At 37.0% G+C, this 21,929-nt stretch carries 19 protein-coding genes, 1 tRNA gene and 1 pseudogene; 17 read left to right on the top strand and 4 right to left on the bottom strand.

Features of this window, described 5'->3' with window-relative positions:
* Nucleotides 1-1,353: 1,353 nt before the first annotated feature.
* The 8 genes from LG402_RS01770 (at nt 1,354) to LG402_RS01735 (ending at nt 5,139) form a co-directional block, all read left to right on the top strand.
* Complete coding sequence (locus LG402_RS01770) at nt 1,354-1,608, top strand: AHH domain-containing protein (RefSeq protein WP_264484595.1); 255 nt, start codon at nt 1,354-1,356, stop codon at nt 1,606-1,608.
* A 315-nt stretch (nt 1,609-1,923) separates the two neighbouring features.
* Complete coding sequence (locus tag LG402_RS01765; RefSeq protein ID WP_227336321.1) at nt 1,924-2,160, top strand: hypothetical protein; 237 nt, start codon at nt 1,924-1,926, stop codon at nt 2,158-2,160.
* 41 nt (nt 2,161-2,201) lie between these two features.
* Nucleotides 2,202-2,447, top strand: a complete 246-nt coding sequence (locus LG402_RS01760; protein WP_166540335.1) for a hypothetical protein — start codon at nt 2,202-2,204, stop codon at nt 2,445-2,447.
* Nucleotides 2,444-2,905 (top strand): hypothetical protein, encoded by a 462-nt coding sequence (locus LG402_RS01755; protein WP_227336320.1) that lies wholly within the window; start codon nt 2,444-2,446, stop codon nt 2,903-2,905. The genes LG402_RS01760 and LG402_RS01755 overlap by 4 nt, the downstream gene beginning before the upstream one ends.
* On the top strand, nt 2,899-3,363 hold the full coding sequence (locus LG402_RS01750; protein WP_227336319.1) for a DUF6396 domain-containing protein: 465 nt from the start codon (nt 2,899-2,901) through the stop codon (nt 3,361-3,363). The genes LG402_RS01755 and LG402_RS01750 overlap by 7 nt, the downstream gene beginning before the upstream one ends.
* A gap of 381 nt (nt 3,364-3,744) precedes the next feature.
* Nucleotides 3,745-3,975 (top strand): PAAR domain-containing protein, encoded by a 231-nt coding sequence (locus tag LG402_RS01745; RefSeq protein ID WP_319800747.1) that lies wholly within the window; start codon nt 3,745-3,747, stop codon nt 3,973-3,975.
* A 140-nt stretch (nt 3,976-4,115) separates the two neighbouring features.
* Nucleotides 4,116-4,883, top strand: coding sequence for a hypothetical protein (locus tag LG402_RS01740; RefSeq protein ID WP_227336318.1), 768 nt, complete (start codon nt 4,116-4,118; stop codon nt 4,881-4,883).
* Nucleotides 4,873-5,139, top strand: a complete 267-nt coding sequence (locus LG402_RS01735; protein ID WP_227336317.1) for a hypothetical protein — start codon at nt 4,873-4,875, stop codon at nt 5,137-5,139. The genes LG402_RS01740 and LG402_RS01735 overlap by 11 nt, the downstream gene beginning before the upstream one ends.
* A gap of 392 nt (nt 5,140-5,531) precedes the next feature.
* On the opposite strand, the pseudogene LG402_RS01730 reads toward LG402_RS01735, so the two are convergent.
* Both LG402_RS01730 and LG402_RS01725 read right to left on the bottom strand, forming a co-directional pair.
* Nucleotides 5,532-6,265 (bottom strand): annotated as a pseudogene (locus LG402_RS01730) (site-specific integrase).
* A gap of 188 nt (nt 6,266-6,453) precedes the next feature.
* A tRNA-Leu gene (locus LG402_RS01725) sits at nt 6,454-6,538 on the bottom strand.
* 1,825 nt (nt 6,539-8,363) lie between these two features.
* Here LG402_RS01725 and ampH point away from each other — a divergent pair.
* Complete coding sequence (ampH, locus tag LG402_RS01720) at nt 8,364-9,596, top strand: D-alanyl-D-alanine-carboxypeptidase/endopeptidase AmpH (protein WP_227336316.1); 1,233 nt, start codon at nt 8,364-8,366, stop codon at nt 9,594-9,596.
* 109 nt (nt 9,597-9,705) lie between these two features.
* Nucleotides 9,706-10,916, top strand: a protein-coding gene (locus tag LG402_RS01715; RefSeq protein WP_227335837.1) for an IS3 family transposase whose coding sequence is annotated in 2 segments (ribosomal slippage) — nt 9,706-10,048 and nt 10,048-10,916 — 1,212 coding nt in all. Because the reading frame shifts where the segments join, the coding sequence is not laid out codon by codon here.
* 50 nt (nt 10,917-10,966) lie between these two features.
* On the opposite strand, the gene lptG is transcribed toward LG402_RS01715, so the two are convergent.
* A complete protein-coding gene (gene lptG, locus LG402_RS01710; protein ID WP_109408533.1) occupies nt 10,967-12,046 on the bottom strand; it encodes an LPS export ABC transporter permease LptG in 1,080 nt (359 codons plus the stop codon).
* Nucleotides 12,046-13,143: an LPS export ABC transporter permease LptF gene (gene lptF, locus LG402_RS01705; RefSeq protein ID WP_166540317.1), complete on the bottom strand. Its 1,098-nt coding sequence runs from the start codon at nt 13,141-13,143 to the stop codon at nt 12,046-12,048. The genes lptG and lptF overlap by 1 nt, the downstream gene beginning before the upstream one ends.
* Before the next feature lie 286 nt (nt 13,144-13,429).
* On the opposite strand from lptF, the gene pepA reads away from it, so the two are divergent.
* The 7 genes from pepA (at nt 13,430) to LG402_RS01670 (ending at nt 21,702) form a co-directional block, all read left to right on the top strand.
* Nucleotides 13,430-14,938, top strand: a complete 1,509-nt coding sequence (pepA, locus tag LG402_RS01700) for a leucyl aminopeptidase (RefSeq protein WP_036939243.1) — start codon at nt 13,430-13,432, stop codon at nt 14,936-14,938.
* Between the two features lie 105 nt (nt 14,939-15,043).
* Entirely contained in the window at nt 15,044-15,493 is a 450-nt protein-coding gene (locus tag LG402_RS01695; protein WP_006535638.1) for a DNA polymerase III subunit chi, read from the top strand.
* A gap of 13 nt (nt 15,494-15,506) precedes the next feature.
* Entirely contained in the window at nt 15,507-18,395 is a 2,889-nt protein-coding gene (locus LG402_RS01690) for a valine--tRNA ligase (protein WP_227336315.1), read from the top strand.
* A gap of 180 nt (nt 18,396-18,575) precedes the next feature.
* On the top strand, nt 18,576-18,923 hold the full coding sequence (locus LG402_RS01685; RefSeq protein ID WP_227336314.1) for a hypothetical protein: 348 nt from the start codon (nt 18,576-18,578) through the stop codon (nt 18,921-18,923).
* A 544-nt stretch (nt 18,924-19,467) separates the two neighbouring features.
* Nucleotides 19,468-19,977: a GNAT family N-acetyltransferase gene (locus LG402_RS01680; RefSeq protein WP_109394761.1), complete on the top strand. Its 510-nt coding sequence runs from the start codon at nt 19,468-19,470 to the stop codon at nt 19,975-19,977.
* 422 nt (nt 19,978-20,399) lie between these two features.
* Entirely contained in the window at nt 20,400-20,567 is a 168-nt protein-coding gene (locus LG402_RS01675) for a YhfL family protein (protein WP_036914671.1), read from the top strand.
* 211 nt (nt 20,568-20,778) lie between these two features.
* Nucleotides 20,779-21,702, top strand: a complete 924-nt coding sequence (locus LG402_RS01670; RefSeq protein ID WP_227336313.1) for a tetratricopeptide repeat protein — start codon at nt 20,779-20,781, stop codon at nt 21,700-21,702.
* Nucleotides 21,703-21,929: the final 227 nt, after the last annotated feature.

Below are 21,929 nucleotides of genomic sequence, written 5' to 3'. Positions count from 1 at the left end.
CGAAGGATTAATTTATTAATACTCGTATTAGGATTAAAAACGACATTATTTACTAGAAATTAAGACTATTCTTGGTCATTGATATTCAATAAGAAACAGCAAAATTACACGTAAAACACGTAAAACACACACATATTTAATTTCACAAACAAATTTGAAACAAATAGTAAACAAAATGCGCGGTGGATATATGTCAATAATTACATTTAATATCACCAACCCAGATAACGACTTAAATCAAAAAAATAATTTTAGAATTATTATCTAATAAATCTCATCATTAAGTCTTTATTCATCTATCTAAAATAGAACACCGACATAATTGTATGGTTATATTTTTACGTATGATTAAATTAAGTATAATTACCTAACCATTTGCAATCTCTTTTTTTCAGATAACAGAATGTTAATTGTTAAGAAAAGGTAGCAAAAACACATCTTATTCACAATTAACATTGATATACATAACTCAATTTAATATATTGAACCTCACTTAAATCAATCTATTTTTATTAAATGAAGTTCATTATCTTGATGTTATAAAAATAAACACCAAAAATAGAATATCTGATAAATACTTATTTTTAGAATAAGAACGTGATTGTTTTTTATACTTTGCATAAATAATATGAACTATATTTCCTTCATAACCATTTATTATCTTAATTCGATATGTATTAAACAATAATAGAAAAAAAGTAAATTTATTCTCTCTGATAAGCTTTTCATAATCACAGGTGGGTTTGTACTATTCACTAACTGAGTAGTGTGAATTGGCTAGCTATATTATAAGTAGAGTTATAATCAATTAAGCTTCACTGTGTTGTATTGCGCACAATAGCTGTCACGCATTGTTATAATTGTGTCACAATATCAAAACTTCCTGTCGTATCTATACCTTTAATGGATCTAGGATAATGTAAGTTTTCAGTTCAGCCCACTTCCGTTGCCCTAAAGACTTTTAAGGGCTCGACAGCTATCTCCTTCTGACCACTTTTTATTAGTCGCGAGGCCATCACAGAGAAGCTTGTCGAATGTATTAAATTCTTTTTCTGTTCTTCTTTAGCTTGATACAGTGAGTGATCTGTTTTAATAAAACAGATCACTTTAATAATGGAATCTAATCCAATTATTTAGGTGCTAAATGAAAAAACAAACAAACAAACAAACAAACAAACAAACAATATTTATACCACTGAGTTTAAGCAAGAGGCGGTCATATTAGTCACCGAGCAAGGTTATACCGAAGGAATTGGTAAATCATCCTGCTTTGATAAAAATTGAATATGGTATTGATGTTGCTGCCAACGGCATATTCTTGACTTGAGGAAAGCTGACAATGGTGTTAGTGCAATGGCAAGGCACCAAGGCAACCATCACGGATACACAGATGCGATTAGAAATGCTTTAGATAGAATAGAACTTAAACAATCTAAAGAAGTTATATCGCAACAAGTAGCTAACATACAAGATATAGCTAAAAAAGGCATAATGGATGGGAATATAATTAGATCTAAAGATATGTATAACACAAAAATATTTGGTAAGGATGTTAGCCAAATAGGAAGGCAAAGAGTGTTTGCTTGTTGGAGTAAAATATTAGGGTGATATCAATGCATGAAACAATAGATTTTTATATGGAGCCAATGCTTTTTTTTAAAAAGCTCTAATTTTCTTTCTGGATCTTCTGATAAATTAGAAGGATATGAAATTATAGAAGATAAAGAAAATGCTATAAAACTCCTTTTTGATCAAAATGTTTCAAGTCCATATGCAATTTGGAGCAATTTTTTTTCTGATCTCATATCTGAATTTTACCTTCATGAAGATTATAAAAAGGCAGATAAAAATATTCTTGACAGAACAAAGCTGTCAACTGAAGACTATGTAAAGGAAAATATTAGGAAAAGAAAATTATATCTCATGAGAAAGAAGCAAGGATTAGCTGACAATATCGAATATGATTCATTTTTAGAAGAAGTTAGTGATGAGTGTCATCATATGCTAAGTATGGCTAGTATTTATCGATATTTATTTTCTTTTAATGAGAGTTCTAAATTAGAAGAAATATTCTCCATATTTAAAAAAGGTTTTATGCCATGTGGTGTTACTAAGGATAAAAAAATAGTCGTTTTTAATCCAATGGTATTAAAACAATAGTTGGTATAGAAGCAATATCGACTGCCCGCAATTATATTTATATGGAAAATCAATATTTCCGTTATTCACCTCTTGTAACAACATTAACAGAGGCGGTAAAAAAGAGAAAAGCAGAAGGATATCATTTACCCCTGTATTTATTTGTGATGACAAATACCACGGCACTTGAAGAAATGAAAGTGGGGAGTTTTACGACTTACGATATGCTAAAAGAATTAAAGTACCCTGATTTGTCTCCTAATTTTTTTAAGAAAGACAAATTATCTGAAGATAAAAAAATGAAATGATAGAAAAAAGAATACCGGACTTAAATACGATTATTTGTACGTTAGTGTCGACTAATCCAGATATAACTCAAAAATCTCTTTGGCAACCGACTTATGTTCATAGCAAAGTATTAATGGTGGATGATGTTTTTCTGCCATTAGATCCGCAAGCAGACAATTGGTTTAAACAGGCGGTGCAATTAAGCGAACAGGATAATCCCAATTTTAATCAAATAGCGCAGCTTTATCGCCAAGCCGCTGAAAAAGACCATTACAAAGCGATAGGTAATTTGCAAGTTATGATAACTAAAGGGGATATTGATCCTTCCGTTGGTAAATATCGAACGGATGAAGTTATCGAGTTAGTCGAGCGCTTAATTCAAATGAATATTCCTTTTGGTTATTACATTATGGAGACTTATTTAGAAAGAGGATATGGTGTAGAGCAGGATAAAGGAGCCGCATTTAGTATATGTTAAAAGCTGCCGTGATGGAGGATCCCGAAGGACAATATGTAATAGGGCAAAATTTTATAAATATTCGAGTGCCTGAATTATATCGCCTAGATTTAGGGCGTGCGATGTTGGATCGTGCATCTCGTCAAGGTTTTAGTAAAGCCTCTTTTCGTTTAGCGATGAACTATTTGGTTGTTGATGAAAATTACTCGCAAGCTTTATTTTATTATCAAGAGGCAGTTAAACAAGGAGATTCTCAAAGTGCTTATAATTTATCAGGAGCATTTAAAACGAGTGATCCTAATAATAGCTTGGATTATTTAGGACAGAAAATCGACTTAGAACGGTCTCGTCGTTATGCTTTGATTAATGACGAAAGTGATGAATACCCCAACGCCAAATTTTCCAATATTGATAAAATTGTCCCTCTTCCTCCTGCTGAACTGCCCGAATGGGATGGTACTTTTGAATATCAAAAATAGACTCAAAATCAATAATAGGGTTTAGGCTAAATATAAAAAAGACGCTCTTAGCGTCTAATTTTTGGTGCGGAGGCCAGGCTCGATCTTAACATTCAATGCATTTTTTTATTTAATATAAATTTATAAATAATTTTTTGTATACTTAAATTTATACTCAGTAGTTTGGAGTTTGAAAACTAGATTAATTAACACCATCCCCCCTCTTACATAAGCTGTTGCCATAATAGCATCTTTATCATTTTCATTGGATATTATTAATAACGTCAATACTCTACTCTTATCTATTGTAACTCTTAGTAATTGTTAAAAATAACTTGTCAATACCTTAACGCTGGTCAACAATAACATTTAACTTAAGTTAAATTACGTTTAGGGACAGATATGGCTATAGGATATTTTTTACGAGTTGGCGATAAAACAACCTGTGGCGATCAGATTTTAACGGGTGATGATACCTTTATATTTCATGGAAGATCTGCTGCACGGCAGGGCGATCTAGTTACCTGTGGAAAGCATTCTGGGACATACAACATACTGGGTGGCGTTAGCAATGTATGGGGTAATGGTAGAATGATGGCAGCTTCAGCTCCTGTCCGTGTAAAGCAAGACTAATAAACTCCATCACAGATTGCTACAGTAAAGAAGATGAACCGATGTCTCGCGCATATAATCTTGTAGTATAAGATAAACCTATAGCTCCGCACCAACACTTTAATAGTTCGCAATCTACATATAATGAGTATGCTATAGGAGTGTGTGATAGAGCTGATGAGCAGCTATCGGATGGAGTCTACGTTTGGACTGAAAGAGTAGAGGCAGGACACTCTTATATTTCAATTCACAAAGATAACCATATTCACGTTTTTACTTATGGTCGATTTGGGCGTACAGGTACTGCTGGCGTCGCTGGCGATGGTATTCTTATATATTTACAAGGTGAGGATGCTAGAAATTATTTTAGGCATGAGCTGTACAAAATGAATGCTCGTGTTTTTTCAATCAACGATGCAGATGTTGAAAAAACATATCAACATTTCTATTCATTATGGATAAATGGCACAAAACCAACATGGCTACCCCAAAATGCGGGGGAAGCGACAAAAAACTACGGTCATGTAATCGACGTCTATGACTTAAGTTCAAGCAATTGTACAACCCATACAGTCCATGGATTGAAGGCTGGGGGATCAAAAATATTCAATAGCAGTTATACCCCAACTAGAACCCAATATCCCATAGAAAGAGAAGAGTCTTTTGTTATCCCTTTATCGCTAGAAGATTACCTGGATAGTAAAAAACACGATTTTTCTTCACTGACTATTATTGAAATGACAGGTGTGTTTAAAGAAAAATATCCTAATATTAATAGCGGAAAACCCACTGAGAAAGGAGTTAAGCAATCTGGCTATGAAGCAGGAACCCAAAGCTTATCAACCGTAGGCTCGTCCGGTATTTCATCTGAGGGATCCGGAGGTATTTTTGGTAGCACTTTTGATGCAGAGACCCCTGATGAAAGCTAAAAGTATAGTAAAGTGGGCCTTAACGGTATTTATTATAATTACGAATTATTTAATTCTTTTTTTATTAAAGATGGGATTTGCGGTTACTAAAAAATACCAACTTGATCAACCTTGGTCAGACCAACTAACGCCCCAAGGACTACAAGAAATTGCAGATATATTAACTCAATCAAATGAATTGATTTCTACTTTTGCAATGCTGAGCTTTCCCACTAGTCTATTGCTAATAGTCATTATTCATAAGGTCTTAAAGTAGCATTTAAGTGCAACATATCACGCTACAGTATCCTGTTTTAGCCAAAGGTAAATACTATATAACGAATATTAGTATTTTTAATACCGTGAGCTAATCGGTAGAAATAAAGGGTAATATAAGTAAAGGGTTATAGCTCTGTTACCTCAGTCGTGTAATCAGGGCTTCGCTCAATATCAGGCAGGATTATCTAACAACCACCAGCTTTTAGAAGTGTACACCGATGAACACTGGCGCACACTTATAGTTAAACTGTTCAAAATTAAGTTTATTAACAATATCAAATAGTTGCTTACTATATTTATATAAAAATGAACAGTACAAATAGTTATATAAAAGTATTTAAAACCTAATTACCTAAAACAGTAAATAACTACATTTAGGTGGTGGGGATGTTATTCCCTGCCTGTGGATTGGGCGTAGTCGTAAGGCGAGATAAATCTTTGCCTATTGGCATCTAGATTAATCAGCCCACCATTGCAACATAAGCCGGCGCTCATCTAAATGATGTGATGTGTGCAAATAAGCCACTTTAACGTTATTTCTTTCCAAATGGCTAAGCTGTCTCTCGATAACGTCATCTGCCCAAAGCCCAGCTCCCCCCATAGCGCATAATAGCTGTCACACGTTGTTGTAAACGTGCCACAATCTTAAGACGTCCAGACATCTCTACGGCTTTAATCGGTTCTAGGAGATCGCGAGTTTTTAGTTCAGCAATATTACGCTTACCAATAGCAACAAAGATATTGTCCTCAAGGCTTTTGAGGACTCTATGGCTATGCCCTTCCGACCATTTCTTATTGGTTGCATGCCAATCACGTGCAACCTTCTCGAATGTATTAAATTCTTTTTGCTGCTCTTCTTTCACTTCTTTGCGTTTTTCACTTGGATCAAAACCATTAGCAATTAACTTTCTGGCGGCATCTCTTTTCTCTCTGGCTTCTGCGAGTGAAATATCAGGGTAAACACCCAGAGCTAACATTTTTTGCTTACCGCCAAAACGATACTGTAAACGCCAATATTTTGAGCCGTTGGTATGTACCATCAAGTGCATACCATCACCGTCTGTTAATTTATACGATTTATCCAAAGGCTTAGCAGCCCTGACTTTAGCATCAGTAAGAGCCATGATTTATCTCCTTGCGTTGGTACAAACTATTATCGAATCGAGAGATACCAACACATATACCAACAGCAGGTACTTGATGTGGGTTGACCTTAGTATACTTGGGAAGACTGAAAAGTGGGGAAAAGCCTTGTAGAACTGGGATTTTAGATACAAAAAAAGACGTCTGTTGACGTCCATTGATGTTCTTATGGTGCCGAAGGCCGGACTCGAACCGGCACACCCGAAGGCGGTTGATTTTGAATCAACTGCGTCTACCAATTTCGCCACTCCGGCACTGAAGTGTGTCTGGAAAACCCGCTCATTATACTTGCATGGTGAACCCTCGCAACAATTATTGTTAGTTTTCAGCTTGATTGGCGAAAAAAAGTGCATTTATGTTGTTGCATTACCATTAAAGTACAATTGTTGTGTTGTTCAAAAACCACTGTTGTATAGGTTTAAGCCGCATTATATCAATCATCAAAATTCTTGAGGCAATTTTACCTAGTTTTTATTTATTTCTATTCTTTTTATATATTTCATCTTTTATTTTATTCTCATTTATTTAAGAAAGAATTAATAGTAAATATATTTACTCTCTATAGTAATATCTTTTTTCCATTAAAATAATTTTTAATTATTTTTATCTGACACAATCGATATATCATATTTTATATAACGGAAAATAAAAAAAGGATCAAAACTTGGGTTAGTGTTTTGATCCAACAGTACTGCTAATAGAGGGCTTAATTTTATTTTAATGACTATGAGTTATTTTTATAGCGTCATTGCCCTTTTCTTCCCTGGTGTGAGGAAGAAGGTAGTTATATTTTAATACGATAAATAAACTTCTTTATCGGTACTGCATTTTATTGATATAAAGGTACTTATTATTAAATTAACAAACTTACTTTTAAAACAAAGGTGTACATAATTACTATAACGAAAGTTCTACTATCTAATATAAAGGTACTTCTTTACTACTATAACGAAGGTACAGCTATCTAACATCAAGGTATTTACAACTAAATTAACAAACTTACTTTTAAAACAAAGGCATACATAACTACTATAACGAAAGTTCTACTATCTAATATAAAGGTACTTCTTTACTACTATAACGAAGGTACAGCTATCTAATATAAAGGTATTTACAACTAAATTAACAAACTTACTTTTAAAACAAAGGTGTACATAATTACTATAACGAAAGTTCTACTATCTAATATAAAGGTACTTCTTTACTACTATAACGAAGGTACAGCTATCTAATATCAAGGTATTTACAACTAAATTAACAAACTTACTTTTAAAACAAAGGTATTACTATTTAATATAATGGTGTTGAAAAATTACTACTAATATATAACTTATTTATTATTTAAGAGGCTATTTTATAATATGCCTTCTTATTACTTCGCTCTATTATTGCTGTGTTATCTTTGCTCTGTAACGCTTATATTCTCAGTCTCTCGACTTGATGAAACTATAATAAGTTTAATTTTATGTTCCCACAATCACTAAATTATTACAAAATATGACACACCCTTATATTGTCTTTATAAAACACTATTAATACCATCTAAAAATGATACATGTCGAGTTAAAATACCAATAAAATTAACTCATGAAAAATATAACACCATTCATTAACATTTTCTTGATATACATATTTTAACTTAATAATAAAGAAAAACTAATAATAGAGTAAAAATGTACGATAAACGAAGGAGATTGTAACTTAACGGTAATACTTATCTCATTTTTAGATGAGAAATAGCAGGGAATTATCTTTTTATGATGCAGTTTTTCTTCACTATCTTTATATCAGAGACAATTTGACACATTTAATGCCAACTTTCTGATAACTGGCACTTGCACTGATAGACATTCTTATTTCTGATAATATAATCAAAATTTGGTTTAAATCGGATTAGAAGGCGGTGTTATGGGCATTGTTGGCTGGATTATAACGGGTATATTTGTTGGTATTATCTTGGGTGCCGTATTAAAAATGATAAAGAAAAAATAGCGCGATAAGAAAGGCACCAATTTAAAACATAAGCCACTTATGTTGATCGCACTCCTTTCACCTCACTGACTTCTGTTGAAAGTAAAAATGAAAAAACATTTTCTAAAATATCTTATGATCCCAGTCGCTTTGCTGACATTGAATGCCTGTAGCCAGAATTCATCACTACCACCAGCAACGCAACCTTCTATGTTAAATCAGCAGAATAATAATGTACCTGAACTTACACAATGGCCTACAGCATTAAGCCCTAATGTGAGTAATGCGCGGGTGTTGTTTGATAAATATGCTTCTCAGATCTATCAAAAGAGTAACCCTCAAGGCATGGTTATTGTCATGATCAATAATTCTCAAACCTTGAATCATGCTTTTGGGACAACAACGCCTGAAAGTCGCAATGCACCATCAATGAATTCGCTTATTCGTATTGCTTCAATAACAAAGTTAATGACCAGTGAAGTCATGCTTAAACTACAAGATGATGGGAAATTATTAGTTACTGATCCATTACAGAAATACAATTACTATGGTGTTGATATCCCATTAGTGAGTGCTCAATCACCTATCCGCCTTTATCATTTAGCCAGTCATACCAGTGGTTTTCCACGAGAACAACCTGGTGGAAAATGGGGAAGACCTGTTTTTATTTGGCCAACTCATGGCGACCGTTGGAACTGGTTAAAAAAAGCAACATTAACATCACCTGCCGGTAATCAAGCTGCGTATTCAAATTTAGCGTATGACTTATTAGCAGATGCCTTAGTGAAAGCATCCGGTAAAAGTTATCCGCAACTCCTAAAACAATATGTTACTCAACCTGCAGGAATGACCAATACCACATTGACGCCAACATCTGCACAATGCCAACGATTATTAGTCGGATATAAACCAAGTCCATGTTCTGACACAATAGCAGCAGCAGGAAGTGGTGGTGTGTACTCAACACCTGCAGATATGCAACGTTGGATGCAAGGCTTTTTGACCTCTCATAATGCCATGCGAAAAGCAACGGCAAGTAAAGAGCAGTCTGTCTATTTTCCTCGTAATCGGCTCTCTTCAATAGAGGGAATGGATGTTGCAGGTCGTGCCGATGGTGTCGGTTTAGGTTGGGTTTATATGGCTCCAGCCAATGGAATTCCGGCTATCTACCAAAAAACTGGCGGTGGCGGTGGATTTAATACCTATATGGCAACAATACCTGAATTAAATATTGGTGTATTTGTTGTGATTACTCGTAAACCAAATGGCACTAAGTTTAGTGAAGTGACCCAAGGCACTAATGCTCTTGTTCGCGCACTAGCAAAAGATTTTTATCAGTGATCACATCCCCCGATAGAAACAAAAAGCGCCTTGTTAGGCGCTTTTTGTTTTTTCTGTGACCCGTCCTAAATAAGGTTGACACTTTTCCAATCTGAAATTGGAGAATGTAATGAAACCAATCACTAAACGGACTCAACGCGATTATTCTCTCGCTTTTAAATTACAGCTTGTTGACCAAGTTGAAAAAGGCGAAATAACCTATAAACAAGCCCAAGATCACTATGGTATACAAGGATGCTCTACTGTTTTAGTTTGGCTTCGTAAGCATGGTAGGTTAGATTGGTCAAACGGTACCCCTGATACTTTTTATAGAGGTTCAGCTATGACCCAATCTTCTAAACAACAAACGCCGGAACAACGCATTAAGATCCTTGAAAAGGAACTTGAAGAAGCTCGGCTTAAATCCGATTTTTTCGAAGCTGTGGTTAAAGTCATGGATAGAGACTTTGGAGTTCGTTTGTCAAAAAAGCGCAAAGCCGAGTTATTAAAGAAAAAACGGTTAAAAACCTCACCGTAACAATTGCTTGCCGTTTTATGCAGATCAGCCGACAGGCTTATTACAAGAGGCTGGATAGAACTGAGGAACGAAAGAAAGCAGATTCGGCCATTATTGATGTTGTTAAATCTGAACGAGTCTTACAACCTCGACTGGGTGGGCGTAAATTACATTTTATTTTAAAGCAAAAACAGATGGTTATTGGTCGTGATCGGCTATTTTCTTTATTGAAAGAACATCAGTTACTGGTGCCTAATAAACGGGCTTATCATCGAACAACCTTAAGCCATCATCGTTTTCATCGGCATCCTAATTTAATTAAGTCAGGGTTTATCCCCACACAACCAGAACAGCTTTGGGTGGCAGATATTACCTATTTATCGACGCATGAAGGTGATACTTATTTAAGTTTAATTACGGATGCGTATTCACGAAAAATCGTGGGATATCATTTAGATAACAATATGAAAACAAGTTCAGTGAAGAAATCGTTGGTTCAGGCGTTAAAAAAACGGACTTCGACAACTTCGTTAATCCATCATTCAGATCGAGGGATACAGTATTGTTCTTCGGAATATCAGGAGATACATAAAGAGCATAATATTCAATGTTCTATGACTGATGGGTATGATTGTTATCAAAATGCCTTAGCAGAACGAATTAATGGAATATTAAAAATGGAGTATCTACTGATAAAACCGAGTAATCTAGAACAAGCAAGAAAATTAGTAGAAGAATCAATTCAACTCTATAATGAAAAACGGCCACACTTATCGTTAAACTATAAAACGCCCGATGAAGTACATCGAGCGTTTTATGCCTGAAAAGTTGTCAACCTATATCAGGACTAGTCACTGGCTACAGTGGATATTACCTAACGATTACGCCTCATCAATAACCATAGACTTAACGTTAGGAATAATATTCCTGGCACTAATGCTGCAATCACAGCAGGTATGCCATAAACCAGACTTAATCGTCCTGAAACTTCATTGACGATATAAAACAGGAAGCCAAAAGAGATACCCGTTAGAACTCTTAATCCCATTGGCACAGTACGCAATGGACCAAAGATAAATGACAATGCCATCAACATCATTACTGCAACAGAGACTGGCGCAAAGATTTTTTTCCAGAAATTCAGCTCATAGTTTGCTGATTCTTGTCCACTCTGTTTGAGGTATTTAACATATTGATAGAGCCCACTAATCGATAATGCATCAGGATCTAAGGCCACAACGCTCAATTTTTCTGGCGTTAATCGGGTTGGCCATTCAAGTGATACCTGTTTTTTACCTGTGATTTTTTGTGGATCGGTTAAATCTGACTGTTCGACTTGTTTTAACATCCACGTTTTTTTATCGACATCATAGGTTGCACTTGATGCATAACGCACAGTTTCTAGTTTTCTATCATTATTAAAATCATAGAGTGTGATGCCTTGCATCTCATTTTGGCTCTTTATTCGGTTGATATGAATAAATTGATTGCCATCTTTAGCCCACATACCACGGTTAGTGGAAACTAAAGAGTTACCCATGATTTTTTCAGCGCGATAGTTACGTGCATATTGTTCACCTTGTGGTGCCCCCCATTCGCCAATCAGGACTGTCAACAGTACTAATGGGATAGCGGTTTTCATCACAGAGCCTGCGATTTGCAAACGTGTAAAACCAGATGCCTGCATCACCACCAGCTCACTGCGTGTTGCCAATGCACCTAACCCTAATAATGCACCGAGTAACGCAGCCATGGGGAAGAAGATCTGCACATCTTTAAGGATATTTAAGATCGCATAAATACCCGCATCAAGTGTGGTGAAATCCCCTTGCCCTACTTTACGGAGTTGATCGACAAATTTGATAATGCCAGATAGAGAAACCAGCAAAAATAGTGTCATCAAAATCGACTGTAAAATAGTACGCCCGATATATCTATCTAATACACCAAACATCAGGCAACTCCTTTCTTAAAGCGAGCTCGGAATTTACGCATAGGCAAGGTATCCCAAATATTCAATAAGATAGCTAAGCCAAGATAAACGCCATTAACACTCCACATCGCAATGAGAGGGTCAACTTTTCCTTTTTCGCCATTAGAATGTAGCGAGCTTTGTAATAAGAAAAAGACCAGATAAAGCAACATTGCGGGTAACATACTTAATACGCGACCTTGGCGTGGGTTCACCTCACTTAAAGGCACCACCATCACAGCCATAATGACAACAGAGAAAATCAAAGTTAATCGCCAATGGAATTCAGCGATAGATTCTGTTTCATTAGAATGCCAAAGTTCCGTCATCGTTTTTTGTTCTACACGATTACTGCTAATGGTAGATTCGCGATGCCCGATAACAGCTTGGTAGTCATTAAAATCGGTGATACGAAAATCACGCAATACAGCCGTACCTTCATAGCGAGTTCCCTCACTGAGTACAACAATCTGATTTCCGTTAGGCAATTCCTTGGTATAACCTTTATCTGCCACCACAACCGACGGACGCTGATCTTGCGTTGGACGTAACTGTGCGAGGAACACATCTTGGAATTGGTTACCTTTTACGCTACCTAGATAAAGTACCATATTACGGTCACTGGACATTTTGAATTGTCCTTCCATCAAGGCCGCCAAGCTTGGGTTTGCCTTGGCATCTTCAAGCACTTGCTCTTGATGCGCTGATGACCATGGAATAAGCCAAATGACATTCCCTGCGGCTAATGCGCTAGTCAGCAATGAAAGCAATAGTGCTGCTTGCACTAATGCTTTTTTACCTATCCCGCACGCATTCATGACGGTTATCTCACTTTCAACATAAAGTTTGCTGTAAGTCATCAGAAGCCCAAGAAAGAGGCTTAATGGAAGAATAAGCTGTGCCATCTCTGGAATTCCCAGCCACAGCAGAGAAATCACGAGGTTTGTAGGAATGTTACCTTCTACAGCAGCCCCTAAAATTTCAACCAGTTTCTGGCTAAAGAAGATAAGCATCAGGATAAACAAGATGGCTATCTGGCTTTTAAGGGTTTCCCGAGCTAAATATCGAATTATAATCACGCTAGTTATGCCTGTGAAAACTTGTCTTTTTGCAGGAAAATCGCTAACTTCGTTGTATATCTATCATTTGTGCATCTCAGTTAGACATTCTTGCAGCCCAAATGATATCAAAACATGCTATAAACAGGTTCCCAATAAGAACAAGCTTATAAGTTAGCTAAATTAGTTGTGTTCAATTAATGCATTTAGCTTAACATAAAAAGTAAACTTTCTATGGGGTAGATTAATGCGGATCACTATTCTAAACGATACTTTCCGTTTTTGTCTTTAATATTCAGGAGAACGCATGGAGTTTAATGTAAAAAGCGGCAGCCCAGAGAAACAACGCAGCGCTTGTATTATCGTGGGGGTGTTTGAGCCTCGTCGTTTATCTCCGATCGCGGAGCAACTTGATAAAATCAGTGATGGCTATATCAGCGCCTTATTACGCCGAGGTGAGCTGGAAGGTAAAGTTGGACAATCATTGCTGTTACATCATGTACCTAATGTTCTCTCTGAGCGCGTTTTACTGATCGGTTGCGGTAAAGAGCGTGAGTTGGATGAACGTCAATATAAACAAATCATTCAAAAAACTATTAATACGCTCAATGAAACTGGCTCAATGGAAGCGGTCTGCTTTCTCACTGAGTTGCATGTTAAAGGTCGTAATAATTACTGGAAAGTACGTCAAGCGGTTGAGACTGCAAAAGATTGCCTCTATACCTTTGATCAACTAAAGAGCAATAAGACAGAATTACGTCGTCCATTACGTAAGATGGTCTTTAATGTTCCTACTCGTCGTGAACTACCTAGTGGTGAACGTGCCATTGCTCATGGTTTAGCTATCGCATCAGGTATTAAAGCATGTAAAGATTTAGCAAACATGCCACCAAACATCTGTAATGCCGCTTATTTAGCTTCTCAAGCGCGTCAATTGGCAGACTCCTCTTCAAATGTTTCTACACGAGTTATTGGCGAAGAGCAAATGAAAGAGCTGAACATGAACGCTTACCTTGCGGTAGGTCAGGGCTCTCAAAATGAATCTTTAATGTCTATCATTGAGTACAAAGGCAGTAAAGATCCTGAAGCTCGCCCAATCGTATTAGTCGGTAAAGGGCTGACATTTGACTCGGGTGGTATTTCTATCAAACCTGCTGATGGCATGGATGAGATGAAATATGACATGTGTGGTGCTGCAACAGTCTATGGCGTGATGCGTGTGGTTGCAGAACTACAATTACCGATTAACGTTATTGGTGTACTTGCGGGTTGTGAAAATATGCCGGGTGGAAAAGCCTATCGCCCTGGTGATATCTTAACAACTATGTCCGGCCAAACCGTTGAAGTATTAAACACTGATGCTGAAGGCCGCTTAGTTCTATGTGATACGTTAACTTATGTTGAGCGCTTTGAACCTGAGTTAGTTGTCGATATTGCAACATTAACAGGTGCATGTATGGTGGCTTTAGGGCATCACTACAGCGGATTAATGTCTAATCATAATCCGTTAGCACATGAGTTAATGAATGCATCAGAGCAAGCAGGTGATCGCGCTTGGCGTTTACCATTAGGCGATGAGTTCTATGAACAAATCGAATCTAATTTTGCTGACTTAGCGAATACAGGTGGCCGTTTAGGTGGCGCAATTACTGCCGGTTGTTTCTTAGCGCGTTTTGCGACGAAATATAACTGGGCTCACTTAGATATTGCAGGTACAGCATGGCGTTCTGGTAAAGCCAAAGGCGCAACAGGTCGTCCTGTTTCTTTACTGTCTCAGTTCTTACTTAATCGCGCGGGTTTGAATAGCGACGAGTAATACCGCATAATTATCAGGGTTAAGGTATTACCCTATTATTATGGTAAATAGAGCAGACTCCAAGAAGGGTATTGCAACGCAATACCCTTCTGTTATCGGGATATCATGAAAAACGCCACGTTTTATTTAATGGAACACCCATCAATACACGATGATTTACAGGCTCATGAGTGGCTTGCCTGTCAACTTACCGCTGAACATTGGCGCTTAGGCAAACGTATTTTGTTGGTTTGTGAGTCTCAGGCTCAAGCTGAATTGCTTGATGAGGCATTATGGGCAAGAGAACCTCATCAGTTTGTTCCTCATAATCTTGCAGGTGAAGGCCCTCGTTATGGCGCTCCTGTTGAATTATGTTGGCCTGGAAAACGTGGTAATGCACCTCGTGATCTCTTGATTAATTTGCAATCGCAATTCGTAGACTTTGCCACAGCTTTCCATGAAGTGATAGACTTTGTACCTATTGATGAACAATTGAAACAGTTGGCGCGTGAACGATATAAAATTTATCGTAGCGTCGGCTTTACTTTGACAATGGCTACGCCGCCAACCTATTGAATACGTAAAAAATATGGAAAATAAATCCGCACCGAAAGAGCCATCGCTCGACACAACTTATAACCCAGCAGAGATTGAACAACCTCTGTATCAGCATTGGGAAAAAAACGGCTACTTTAAAGCCAATGGCGATACAACAAAAGAAAGCTTCTGTATCGTGATCCCACCGCCAAACGTCACAGGTAGCCTACATATGGGCCATGCTTTCCAGCAGACCATTATGGATACCATGATCCGTTATCAGCGCATGCAAGGTAAAAACACCTTATGGCAGTCAGGGACTGACCATGCGGGTATCGCGACTCAAATGGTCGTTGAGCGTAAAATTGCCGCTGAAGAAGGTAAAAATCGTCATGACTATGGTCGTGATGCGTTTATCGACAAAATTTGGGAATGGAAAGCTGAATCAGGTGGTAACATTTCTAACCAAATGCGTCGTTTAGGTAACTCTGTTGATTGGGAACGTGAACGTTTCACCATGGACGAGGGTTTATCTAAAGCCGTTAAAGAAGCTTTTGTGCGTTTACATAAAGAAGATCTTATCTACCGTGGTAAACGCCTTGTTAACTGGGACCCTAAATTACACACAGCGATTTCTGATCTTGAAGTTGAAAACCGTGAAGTTAAAGGTTCAATGTGGCACCTGCGTTATCCTTTAGCGGATGGGGCAAAAACAGCTGAAGGTAAAGATTACCTCATTGTTGCAACAACTCGCCCAGAAACCATGTTAGGTGATACTGGTGTTGCGGTTAACCCAGAAGATCCTCGTTATAAAGATTTAATTGGTAAAGAAATTATTCTACCAATCGTCAACCGCCGTATTCCTATCTTAGCGGACGAACACGCGGATATGGAAAAAGGGACGGGTTGCGTAAAAATCACCCCTGCTCATGACTTTAATGACTATGAAGTTGGACGTCGTCATCAATTACCAATGATTAATATCATGGATTTTGATGGCAATATCCGTGTTAGCGCAGAAGTATTAGACACCAATGGTGTTGAATCTGACGTTTACAGCACTGAAATTCCAGAAGCCTACCAAGGCATGGAACGTTTCGCAGCACGTAAAGCTATGGTCGCTGAATTTGAACATTTAGGTTTATTAGAAGAGATCAAACCTCACGATTTAACCGTACCTTACGGCGACCGTGGTGGCGTGGTTATCGAGCCTTTACTAACAGACCAATGGTATGTTCGCGCAGCACCTTTAGCGAAACCCGCAGTTGAAGCTGTTAAAAATGGCGAGATCCAATTTGTACCAAAACAGTACGAAAACATGTACTTCTCATGGATGAATGATATCCAAGATTGGTGTATTTCTCGTCAACTGTGGTGGGGTCACCGTATCCCTGCTTGGTATGACAACCAAGGCAACGTTTATGTTGGTCGTGATGAAGAAGAAGTTCGTCGTGAAAACAATATCGCTGCTGATGTCGCATTACGCCAAGATGATGACGTACTGGATACGTGGTTCTCATCTGCACTGTGGACATTCTCAACATTAGGCTGGCCTGAAAACACTGAAGCACTAAAAACATTCCATCCAACGAATGTATTAGTCAGTGGATTCGATATCATTTTCTTCTGGATCGCTCGCATGATCATGATGACCATGCACTTTATCAAAGATGAAGACGGTAAACCGCAAGTTCCATTTAATACGGTTTACATGACAGGTCTTATTCGTGATGAAGAAGGCCAGAAAATGTCAAAATCCAAAGGTAACGTACTTGATCCTCTGGATATGATTGACGGTATTTCATTAGAGAACCTGTTAGAAAAACGTACTGGTAATATGATGCAGCCACAAATGGCTGAAAAAATTGCTAAACGTACTAGCAAAGAGTTCCCAGAAGGTATTGAAGCACACGGTACAGATGCTCTGCGCTTTACCTTAGCGGCATTAGCTTCAACAGGTCGCGATATTAACTGGGATATGAAACGTCTATCAGGCTACCGTAACTTCTGTAACAAGCTGTGGAACGCAAGCCGCTTTGTTCTGATGAATACGGAAGATCAAGATTGTGGCTACCAAGGTGGTGAGATGACATTCTCACTGGCTGACCGTTGGATCTTAGCTGAATTTAACAATACCGTTAAAGCCTATCGTGAAGCGTTAGACAACTATCGTTTCGATATCGCGGCGGGTATTTTATATGAGTTCACTTGGAACCAATTCTGTGACTGGTATCTTGAGCTATCAAAACCTGCGGTACACAAAGGTAATGATGCACAAAAACGCGCAGCTCGTCATACTCTGATTGAAGTGCTAGAAGGCTTACTGCGTCTTGCTCATCCAATCATTCCATTTATCACAGAGACAATTTGGCAACGAGTGAAGGAAGTTAAAGGCATTGAAGGTGAAACCATCATGCTACAAGCTTTCCCTGAGTTCGATGCTTCACTGGTAGATGAACACGCGCTTAGCGATCTTGAGTGGATCAAAGAAGTTATTGTTGCAGTTCGTAATATCCGTGCTGAAATGAATATTGCTCCGGGTAAACCACTTGATGTTATTTTACGTGGTGCGGATGACAATGCTAAGCGCCGTGTTAGTGACAATATTGGCTTCTTAAAAGCCATGGGCCGTTTAGCTGATATTCGTCCATTAGCAGAAGGTGAAGAAGCGCCATTATCAGTGACTAAATTGGTTAGCGGTGCAGAATTGCTGATCCCAATGGCAGGCTTTATCGATAAAGATGCAGAGCTTGCACGTTTAGATAAAGAGCTTGAAAAAGTAGAAAAAGATATCACAACTTTAGACAGCAAATTATCTAACGATGGCTTTGTTAGCCGTGCGCCAGAAGCGGTTGTTGCTAAAGAGCGTGAACGCTTAGCGACATGCTTAAGTGCAAAAGAGAAGCTAATCGCACAGAAAATCTCTATCGCCTCTTTATAAGCACTATCGCTTTAAAGACGCTGAGATTGATAATGAAAAAACCGCGTTCTGAAGTGACCTCATAAAGTTGGACACTTTAAATTCGGCGGCTTGTAAGGCCTGATTTCGACATTCAACCGGAGTCAGGCCTTTTAATTTTTCTTTGTAGCCAATCAGCCACATTTTAGCTAGGTAAATTAAGTGATAGACAAAAGTAAACTCAAAAATATAAAGTTTTTTGAAAACGAACCACTGGTTCACCATTTGAATTACGCCCTTTCAGAGTGCGAAGAAAAAAATATTTTGCGGGGTTGGCGACCTTCATGTATGGAAGACAAATGGCTCTCATACAGTGAAGATGGCTGTGTTTTCGTTCACAGAAGCTGGACTGGTCATTTGATGTACAAATTTACGATCCGTGATCAGTCAATACAAAGCGTGGAAATTGCGATGGATGATTTTGTGAATATGACGAATGAACGGAAAATTGAGGTTTTTCTCTCACTTTTACCACGCTTATCAGAAGAGCACGAGAATGATTGGGAATAGCGCGTTATTGCTTTAAGAGTAAAGCCCCAGAATTTGTTAGTGGTTTTAGTGGCTGCGTCGAATATTTTCGGAGACTCATCAGGGAAAAGCATTTCTAAATCTTTGGTAAGGAAGATATTTCTACCTTTCTTATTGAACTTGTTAAAAACATTAACCGCTGTCATTAACTCCATATCACCCTCTACTAAATCCCCCCTCACAAGGGGTTGTTTTGTATATCGCGGGTTTTTGCTTAGTCTCTTTCAGCCAGAAAATAAAACCATTTTTCACTTCATTTTTTAATATTCACGGTTCTATTCTCGTCAATACGTCATTTCATCCCCTATTTTCACTTAGATTTAATCACTCACTAAAATATAACGCTAGAAATAAAGGGAGAAATTAAGCAAAGAGAAAGGGTTAACGGTTTACAAACACGCTTAATCAATTAAGATAGTTTTTGTAGCCATCAGTGCTACTTTCAATGAAGAAGTTCCTTTCCGGTGCTCTCTCAATAAATAATCAAAAAATATTCTACTAATAAGTGAAAACGATGAGTGCAACTATGACTGCAACCCAAGCTATAACCTCAAATATTGTTATTCGAGCCATTGAAGAAAAAGACAACGCAGGTATTGCACGCGTTATTCGTGAAGTCTCAGCTGAGCACGGTTTAACTGCCGATAAAGGCTTTGCGGTTGCCGATCCAATTTTAGATACCCTCTATGAAGTTTATCATCAGCCACGCAGTGCTTACTGGGTTGTTGAAATGGATGGAGAAGTTGTTGGTGGGGGTGGTGTCGCACCACTAGCTGGTGGTGATGGCAATACATGTGAACTACAAAAAATGTACCTTTCATCCAAACTGCGTGGCAAAGGTATTGCGAAAAAAATCGTTCTGCAATCTCTTGAATTTGGTAAAGAGCAAGGCTTTAGCCGTTGCTATTTAGAAACCACAGATATCTTAAAAGCGGCTGTCGGTTTATACGAAAAACTAGGATTCGAATTTATTGATGAAGCATTAGGCAACACTGGGCATAGTGATTGTGAGATCCGTATGGTGAAGCCACTTTAAGCGTTCTTGCTGTTCCCTACGTAATACAATAAATAAAATAAGCTCTACTTGACCCGCATTTCTTATGCGGGTTTTTATTAGCAATAAATAGCATCTATTAACACAAATCCAGTTTATCAAAATGATATAAATACAGTATGTTTATATGCTTATTTTCTCAATTAATTTCTTAATTAATTATTATCAAAATATTATTAATGAAATTCTCATCTTAATTTTTATTAAAAACCACAAGTTTAAATTGTTTTTAATTCCACTCTAGATAATTATATTACCCCTCTTAAATAAAATATTATTTATCTTATTTTATATTTTAAAAAAGAGATTTTTTTATATTGCTATTTATAGCTAATTTAATATCTTTATGCAGATAAAGTCATGCATTGGCTTTTATAACTCTAAAATTTAAAAGGAATTTTTTCATGAAAAACTTTGTTAAAATTGCACTTATTGCTTCTGTAATTACCGTAATGACCGGTTGTACTGGTAGCGTATACAATAAAGAAAAAGACTGTAACTACGACTACTTACTGCACCCAGCAGTTTCTATTTCTAAAATCATTGGCGGTTGTGGCGACACAAGCAAATAAGATTTAAGAAATAAACACATTAATAAACTACATTCTGACTTATTGTTGCTAAGAAAGAATGTAGTTTTTTGTTTTATCATACCTTATATTTTTACTCGTTTTTTATGAGTTGCACTCCTCACCAACATAAGAAATCAGAGCTTAGTGTTTCCATTTTAATGGAAGATAGATTAAATTAACCATTAATAAAATCTATTTTAGGTAATTTTATATGACATTAAACTACAAGATTATTATCGTCACATTATTTTTATCTATTCCTATATTGGCTTATTCCTCCCCTCAAATTAAATGTATTGCCGAAGAAAAGAACTTCTCCGCATGTGAGATATTAGCAACGCAGGGAGATAATAAAGCATTATTAGTACTTGGACGTTTCTATGAAACGGGTACCGAAGTTGAAAAAAATGTAGAGAAAGCGGAACAAATCTATCAACTCTTAGCAGATAAAAATGATGCTGATGGATTTAATCAATTGGCAATGCTTAAGGAAGATCAGGGCAAAAAACAAGAGGCTATTTTACTTTATCAAAGAGCAATAGAACTAGGCTCATCATCTGCTAATTATAATTTAGGCATACTATACAAATATAATAATAATTATAAAAAAGCAAAAGAGATGTTTGAAAAAGCAATTACCGATAATAATTCAGGTAAGGCTATGATGAGTTTAGGCGATTTATATTTTGATGGATTTGGTGTTGAAAAAAATATGGAATTAGCGGAACACTGGTATAAAGCTGCTATTCAAGCTGATAATTATCTTGCCATTACACGATTGGGAATACTGTATGGCAATCTGGAAAAATATGATGAAGCGATAATATATTATCAAGAAGCGATCAAAAAAGGTGATCCCGCCGCAATGAATTCAATGGGATTACTATATCAACATGGTTTTGGTGTAAAACGTGATATCAATAAAGCAGTTAAATTTTATCAAGATACCACTGAACAAGACGAAATCGGAGGGCTAATTAACCTTGGTCTAATGTATGAAGAAGGCCTTGGGGTACCTCAAAATTATGAAAAATCCATCGAATTATATACAAGAGCCTATCAATTAGGTTATACCGATATTCAGTTACGAATTAATTTCTTAAATAACCATTTAATAAAAAGAATGAATAATTAAATTCTATGTTGCCTGTTTTCGACATATCCAGTCTGGTCTCAAAACAAGAGTATGATAAATACGAAAAGAGCGAAAGTTCTCACCACCAATATATCTACTCAGTCAATATCTCTATTTACTTTTTAGAAATTCATTCATTTTTTTTGAACACCATCAACAAATTCCCCCTATTTTGTTCATCACGCGAACACTTTATGATCAGCCTCATTAAGAAATCGCAATAATCT

Origin of the sequence: Proteus sp. NMG38-2 (genome assembly GCF_020640995.1) — a bacterium.
In the GTDB taxonomy this organism is placed as follows: Bacteria; Pseudomonadota; Gammaproteobacteria; order Enterobacterales; family Enterobacteriaceae; genus Proteus.
Note: the sequence above shows the minus strand (reverse complement) of the source record. Positions and strands in the feature narration are given on the sequence as shown.

What these genes read in the sequence shown, in the direction of transcription:
- LG402_RS01770 (WP_264484595.1), top strand. Translation starts at nt 1,354, where the DNA reads ATGGCAAGGCACCAAGGCAACCATCACGGATACACAGATGCGATTAGA.
- LG402_RS01765 (WP_227336321.1), top strand. Translation starts at nt 1,924, where the DNA reads ATGAGAAAGAAGCAAGGATTAGCTGACAATATCGAATATGATTCATTT.
- LG402_RS01760 (WP_166540335.1), top strand. Translation starts at nt 2,202, where the DNA reads ATGGAAAATCAATATTTCCGTTATTCACCTCTTGTAACAACATTAACA.
- LG402_RS01755 (WP_227336320.1), top strand. Translation starts at nt 2,444, where the DNA reads ATGATAGAAAAAAGAATACCGGACTTAAATACGATTATTTGTACGTTA.
- LG402_RS01750 (WP_227336319.1), top strand. Translation starts at nt 2,899, where the DNA reads ATGTTAAAAGCTGCCGTGATGGAGGATCCCGAAGGACAATATGTAATA.
- LG402_RS01745 (WP_319800747.1), top strand. Translation starts at nt 3,745, where the DNA reads ATGGCTATAGGATATTTTTTACGAGTTGGCGATAAAACAACCTGTGGC.
- LG402_RS01735 (WP_227336317.1), top strand. Translation starts at nt 4,873, where the DNA reads ATGAAAGCTAAAAGTATAGTAAAGTGGGCCTTAACGGTATTTATTATA.
- ampH (WP_227336316.1), top strand. Translation starts at nt 8,364, where the DNA reads ATGAAAAAACATTTTCTAAAATATCTTATGATCCCAGTCGCTTTGCTG.
- lptG (WP_109408533.1), bottom strand. Translation starts at nt 12,046, where the DNA reads ATGTTTGGTGTATTAGATAGATATATCGGGCGTACTATTTTACAGTCG.
- pepA (WP_036939243.1), top strand. Translation starts at nt 13,430, where the DNA reads ATGGAGTTTAATGTAAAAAGCGGCAGCCCAGAGAAACAACGCAGCGCT.
- LG402_RS01695 (WP_006535638.1), top strand. Translation starts at nt 15,044, where the DNA reads ATGAAAAACGCCACGTTTTATTTAATGGAACACCCATCAATACACGAT.
- LG402_RS01690 (WP_227336315.1), top strand. Translation starts at nt 15,507, where the DNA reads ATGGAAAATAAATCCGCACCGAAAGAGCCATCGCTCGACACAACTTAT.
- LG402_RS01680 (WP_109394761.1), top strand. Translation starts at nt 19,468, where the DNA reads ATGACTGCAACCCAAGCTATAACCTCAAATATTGTTATTCGAGCCATT.
- LG402_RS01675 (WP_036914671.1), top strand. Translation starts at nt 20,400, where the DNA reads ATGAAAAACTTTGTTAAAATTGCACTTATTGCTTCTGTAATTACCGTA.
- LG402_RS01670 (WP_227336313.1), top strand. Translation starts at nt 20,779, where the DNA reads ATGACATTAAACTACAAGATTATTATCGTCACATTATTTTTATCTATT.